The organism is Falsiroseomonas sp. RANM36, from assembly GCF_056682175.1.
The window spans coordinates 95,703-97,588 of the sequence record NZ_JBWXTD010000002.1 but is presented as its reverse complement, the minus strand read 5'-3'; the positions used below and the strand labels follow the sequence as shown (position 1 = coordinate 97,588).

The 1,886-nt window shown below is 81.1% G+C and carries 3 protein-coding genes; 1 reads left to right on the top strand and 2 read right to left on the bottom strand.

Annotated elements, in window-relative coordinates; all coding sequences use genetic code 11:
- Positions 1–60: 60 nt before the first annotated feature.
- Complete coding sequence (gene tilS / locus AC1MIR_RS01350) at positions 61–1,230, bottom strand: tRNA lysidine(34) synthetase TilS (protein ID WP_480026390.1); 1,170 nt, start codon at positions 1,228–1,230, stop codon at positions 61–63.
- A 67-nt stretch (positions 1,231–1,297) separates the two neighbouring features.
- Positions 1,298–1,597, bottom strand: coding sequence for a tetratricopeptide repeat protein (locus AC1MIR_RS01345; RefSeq protein WP_480026389.1), 300 nt, complete (start codon positions 1,595–1,597; stop codon positions 1,298–1,300).
- A 149-nt stretch (positions 1,598–1,746) separates the two neighbouring features.
- Here AC1MIR_RS01345 and AC1MIR_RS01340 point away from each other — a divergent pair.
- On the top strand, positions 1,747–1,886 hold a 140-nt coding region (locus tag AC1MIR_RS01340; protein ID WP_480027041.1), incomplete at its 3' end, for a sodium/proton-translocating pyrophosphatase.

Here is a 1,886-nt window from a genome sequence, read left to right as displayed (position 1 = left end):
CCCCCCCCCCCCCCCCCCCCCCCCCCCCCCCCCGCCCGCGGGCGGCCCCCCCCCCCCGGGTCAGGTGGTCGCCCCGCCCGCAGGCGCGAACCAGAAAGCGCATTCCGCAGGACATTCGGCAGCACGATAGGCCAGTGCCGGAACCTCCGCCAGCGTTCCATGCACATGGAGGGCGGGAAGCGTGGGGACCACGCCCGCGGGCATCCAGCCCGGCCGCTTCAGGCGGCGCGCCGCCGGCCCGGCCGCGCCGACCACCGCCCCCGGCGGCGGCGTCCCGCCCAGGCGGAACCGGCCGTCCCAGACCAGGCCGGGCCGCGCCGCCATCGGCGGGGCGAGCGCCGCTTCCTCGCGCAGCAGCAGCCCGCCGCGGCGCCGCACCGCGCCCGCCAGCGTCCCCTCGCCGCGGGCCAGCCGCCGGGCCCCCGCGCCCTCCGCCGGCGGATCGGCGGCGCCGGCCCCCGCCCGGCCCCGCCCGGCCCGGGCCGCCCGCGCCACCGGGTCGGCGCCGCGCGCCGCCAGGTCCAGCCGGGCGAAGCCCGCCTCGTGCAGCCACGCCGCGCCGGCCAGCCGCTCGGCCACGAGCCCCGCCATGCGTGCCCGCCGCGCGCCGAACCGCCCCGCCGGCTCGGCCAGCACCGCGATCGCCGGCGCGCCGAGGCCGCCGCGCAGCCGGATGCGGGTGAAGCGCTCATCCCGGTTGGAGGGGTCGCGCACCGGCGCAAGCCCGGCTGCGGCCACCACCGCCTCAAGCCGCGCCGGCGCCACGCCGAGCAGGGGCCGCAGCACCAGCGCCGCGGCCGCCGACCGCGCCGGGGCCATCGCCGCCAGCCCTGCCGGCCCGCTGCCGGCCAGGGCGCGCATCAGCAGCGTCTCCGCCTGGGCCGCCTGGGGGTGGCCGAGCAGCAGCCAGGGCGCGCCCTCCGCCCGGCAGGCCCGCAGCAGGGCGCGCAGCCGGGCCGCGCGCGCCCTTTCCTGCGCGCCCGGCCCGGCGGAAAGATCGAGCCGCGCGACCCGCGCCGCAATCCCCCGCCGCCCCCGCATCGCCGCCACGCTGTCCGCCGCGGCGGCGCGTTCGGGACGCAGGCCATGGTCGCAGACCACCGCCGCCAGTCGCCCGCCGCGCGCCCGCGCCCAACGGTCGGCCATCAGGGCCAGTGCCCGGCGGGGCGGCCCGCCGGAGACGCCCGCAAGCACCACCGGCGCGCGGCCGAAGGGACCGAGCGGCGCCATCAGCGCGCCGAACTCGTCGCCGGTCAGGGCGGAGGCCGCTGCGAACGCCGGCGGAGGTCCAGCCGGCCTAGCGGCAGGAGGCGCGGCGGCGGGCACTGGCGGCGCGCTCGGCCACCGATCCGGACAGGTTGGGGCTGGCGCTGCGCAACTCGTTCAGCAGCGTGCAGGCGGCGCGGTTGTTGTTGAGGCCGATCAGGGCATTGGCGATGCCCACCGTCGCCTCCGGCGCGCGGGAGCCGCGGGGGTTGCGTCGGCGCGCATCGTCGTAGGCGACCGCGGCGCCGGCGAAATCGCGCTTCCCCAGCAGGGCGTCGCCCAGCAGGATCTGGGCATCGGCGATACGGGCGGTGTCGCGGCTGCCGATCACTTCGCGCGCGGCAGCCGCGGCGGTCGTGTAGCCGCGCCGGCCGATCGCCGCCTGCCCCTCGGCCAGGGCGCGCTGCGGCGTGCGCGCGGCGGCGGCTCCCGCGGCCGGCGCCCCCCCCCCCCCCCCCCCCCCCCCCCCCCCCCCACAACGTGGGCGACTGCGCCGGCATGGCGGCCGACCTGTTCGAGACCTATGCGGTGACCATGGTCGCCACCATGGTGCTCGCCGCGATCTCCTTCGGCGACGAGCACCGCGTGGCGGCGATGCTGTTCCCGCTGGCGATCGGCGC